The sequence below is a fragment of the Vibrio sp. 10N.222.48.A3 genome (assembly GCF_041475345.1).
GTDB classification, from domain to species: Bacteria; Pseudomonadota; Gammaproteobacteria; order Enterobacterales; family Vibrionaceae; genus Vibrio; species Vibrio tasmaniensis_A.
Genome location: NZ_JBFRVX010000536.1, coordinates 1 through 3,128 on the forward strand (window position 1 = coordinate 1; position 3,128 = coordinate 3,128).

General features: G+C 43.1%; 4 protein-coding genes and 1 pseudogene. 4 read left to right on the plus strand and 1 reads right to left on the minus strand.

Annotated elements, in window-relative coordinates:
* The first annotated feature begins 158 nt into the window (after positions 1–158).
* From AB4653_RS15500 to AB4653_RS15515, 4 genes and pseudogenes are all read left to right on the plus strand, one after another.
* Positions 159–1,202, plus strand: a complete 1,044-nt coding sequence (locus tag AB4653_RS15500; RefSeq protein ID WP_004731658.1) for a GMP reductase — start codon at positions 159–161, stop codon at positions 1,200–1,202.
* A 101-nt stretch (positions 1,203–1,303) separates the two neighbouring features.
* Positions 1,304–1,732: pseudogene (locus tag AB4653_RS15505) on the plus strand (hypothetical protein); the annotation flags it as partial.
* A 2-nt stretch (positions 1,733–1,734) separates the two neighbouring features.
* Positions 1,735–1,917 carry a hypothetical protein gene (locus tag AB4653_RS15510; RefSeq protein WP_102257578.1) on the plus strand — a complete coding sequence of 61 codons (183 nt, stop codon included), beginning with the start codon at positions 1,735–1,737 and terminating at the stop codon, positions 1,915–1,917.
* A gap of 78 nt (positions 1,918–1,995) precedes the next feature.
* Positions 1,996–2,280, plus strand: a complete 285-nt coding sequence (locus tag AB4653_RS15515) for a hypothetical protein (protein WP_102257579.1) — start codon at positions 1,996–1,998, stop codon at positions 2,278–2,280.
* Between the two features lie 84 nt (positions 2,281–2,364).
* On the opposite strand, the gene AB4653_RS15520 is transcribed toward AB4653_RS15515, so the two are convergent.
* Positions 2,365–2,955: a GIY-YIG nuclease family protein gene (locus AB4653_RS15520; RefSeq protein ID WP_102257580.1), complete on the minus strand. Its 591-nt coding sequence runs from the start codon at positions 2,953–2,955 to the stop codon at positions 2,365–2,367.
* Positions 2,956–3,128 lie beyond the last annotated feature (173 nt).

Genomic DNA, 3,128 nt, shown 5'->3' on the forward strand with positions numbered 1-3,128 from the left:
GACTTGCTGTTACTAAATCACGACCTATAATGCTGAAAACCGGAGCGTCTGCCAACGCTCCGGTTTTTTTGTGTCCGAAGAAAAGTAAACTCGTCTGCCAACGGTTTTACTACGCATTTCGCGAGAGGCACATAATTTTATGAATCAAGGAAAACACCATGCGTATCGAACAAGAACTTAAGTTAGGTTTCAAAGATGTACTCTTCCGTCCGAAGCGTTCTACCCTTAAAAGCCGTTCTCAAGTTGAATTAACCCGCGATTTTACATTCAAGCATAGCGGTCGTCAATGGTCTGGTACTCCAGTAATTGCAGCGAACATGGATTCGGTAGCAAGCTTTGAAATGGCAGCTGCTCTAGCAGAGCACGGTGTTATGACTGCAGTACACAAGCACTACACAGTAGAGCAGTGGGCTGAGTTCGCTAAAACAGCAGACAAGAAAACACTGAACAACGTATTTGTATCAACAGGTACATCTGAAGCTGAGTTCGAGAAAGTTAAGAAGATCATGGCTCTTAGCGAAGAGTTTGTATTTATCTGTATCGATATCGCTAACGGCTACTCAGAGCACCTTGTTGAGTTCGTACAGAAAGTACGTGCAGAATTCCCGACTAAAGTTATCTCTGCTGGTAACGTTGTAACGGGTGACATGGTTGAAGAGCTAATTCTAGCTGGCGCAGACATTGTTAAGGTTGGTATCGGCCCTGGTTCTGTTTGTACTACACGTGTTAAAACAGGCGTAGGTTACCCTCAACTTTCTGCAATCATCGAGTGTGGCGACGCAGCACACGGCCTTGGCGGCATGATCATCGGTGACGGTGGCTGTTCATGTGCGGGTGACGTATCTAAAGCGTTCGGCGGCGGTGCTGATTTCGTAATGCTAGGCGGCATGCTAGCTGGTCACTCTGAGTCGGGCGGTGAAGTAGTAGAGCAAGACGGCAAGCAATACATGAAGTTCTACGGCATGTCATCTCAGTCGGCTATGGACAAGCACTCAGGTGGTGTTGCTAAGTACCGTGCTGCAGAAGGTAAAACTGTTTTACTTCCATACCGTGGTTCTGTTCATTACACGATTTCTGACATCCTTGGTGGTGTACGTTCAACTTGTACATACGTAGGCGCAGCAAAGCTTAAAGAGCTAACTAAGCGTACGACTTTTATCCGTGTACAAGAGCAAGAGAACAACGTATTCGGTAAAGAGTAATCTGAACGAATTCGAATAGTTTGAAAATCAAGGGCCGCTTTTTAGCGGCTTTTTTTTGTTTGGGACAAAAAGCTACGATTGTTGTGCTACCAGAGTTGCTGGCAATCGGCAGTATTGTTTGAACTCAGATTTATGTTCGGTCAACCGGATAAGCCCTTTATTCGTTGTCTGCTACCACTTGGTTTCAAGTTACTAGGAATCAAAGAAGGCGAAACCGCTACCAACAGTGCAAAGATGTGTATCAATTGGTGGACCAGAAAGGCAGCTTCGAACGTAAGACAGACCAAGCCGACAAGCTTGAATGCCTCACTCAACAAATCAAAGTGCTAGAAAATCGAATAACAGAGATTGACGACACCCACATCGAAACCGTCAAAGGTAATAGAACCATTAAAGCTAAGAACATCACCGAAGGCGCGGACACCATCAAGTTTAATGGCGAAAAAGGGGTGTGCACCGGTGTGAGCATTTGCCCGTTTATGGGGAAACCGCATGTGGACGTTTCGAAAACCGTTTATGCAGGGAAGTAACAATGGCGATAAGCAAAGCATCATTAAAGCAAAAGATAGAAACAGAACTGAAAGCCAAAGGCTTCGTGCTCGATGGTGAGATGATGGCTGAAGCCATTGCGAACGCTGTGGTCGATGAAATCAATCAAAACGCTAAGGTGATAGTAGAGTCGGGGAGTTCAGCGGGAAGTTATTCTGCTAACTGACTCGATAGATAGTAGGCTAAAGTTGCTCTTTAAAAGGTATGTGGACAGAATAAATGAAATACTTTCAATTACGTTCATATGTTAATAATCGCCCTAAAACTCGTACCATTATGCCGCTTCTTACGAACAGCTATTGTTATTGCTTTGGGGGGAGAGCCTAAAAAATGGCATTCTGATGAAGAGTTAGAGGAGTACATCACAAGTGTAGATAAGCGGATAGTTCCGTTACTTCACGACCTAATTGTGATGCTAGATTATCTGTATGCGTTAAAGCAAGCTAATGAAGCCCTAGATACTCAAGAAAGAGATGTGCTAGAAGATGCGTATAGGTTGGTTGTTGAGATTAAGGCTATTGCCGCATAAAAAACAGCTCACGCAATAGGGGATTACGCAGAGTAGTGTTTTAAGCTTGTTTTATTTGGGTCTATTAAATAACAGTCTAGTAGACTAAACATAGACCGCTATGTTGTGCTTATCTTGAAGCATCTGTGCCATCGGCGTTAAATCAGTACGCCTAATACGCTTAGGTGTTTGTTTTTTGTTTTTGTCTTTGTTTCGCTTTTTTACCGAACTAGGGTTTAAGTTGTCGTCTGCTGTTGGTTTTAAGAAGCTAACCAATTTGCCGTTATGCATTCTGAATTTTGTGTTCTTTTGCATGATTGATTTAGCTAGGGCTTTGCGCTCTTCAGGAAGAAGCCTGTAGTGTAAGTATTCTAAGATGACAGAAAGCGGGCAACTGTATAGTTCTCGGCAGTAACCTTTTTTTCCACCAAAGGGACGATGGATATTGAACTGCTTCAGTGACGTAGCGGTTTGGGATTCAATTATACCTGTAATTTTGGGACCTATTTTCACATATCCCACATACTTCCAATCACCGCTATCATCAGGTCGATGCGAGTTTAAGTTACGTAAGCGATCTTGGGTGTTTTTTGTGATGCCCATTTTAAACAGATGAGATCTGTTTGAGTATGCGATATAGAGATATGTTGCTTCTTTATATGCCTTTGCAAAACCTTCATGCCTATTTTTTGCCACAATAAGTATCCAACAACGCGTGATTTTATCAGTATGAAATGTTGGACGTGTGCAATGTCAGCGCATTAACTAGTTAATGTAAATTCCGAGTTAGAATTGATTGATATGTAAGCGGACTCCTCAAATGTTCCTCCACCATACAGGCAAGTTAAAAGTGGCGGCAAAAATGGCGG

Bases quoted from the DNA above. Each gene is read 5' to 3' on its own strand.
- AB4653_RS15500 (WP_004731658.1), top strand. From the start codon at position 159: ATGCGTATCGAACAAGAACTTAAGTTAGGTTTCAAAGATGTACTCTTC.
- AB4653_RS15510 (WP_102257578.1), top strand. From the start codon at position 1,735: ATGGCGATAAGCAAAGCATCATTAAAGCAAAAGATAGAAACAGAACTG.
- AB4653_RS15515 (WP_102257579.1), top strand. From the start codon at position 1,996: ATGTTAATAATCGCCCTAAAACTCGTACCATTATGCCGCTTCTTACGA.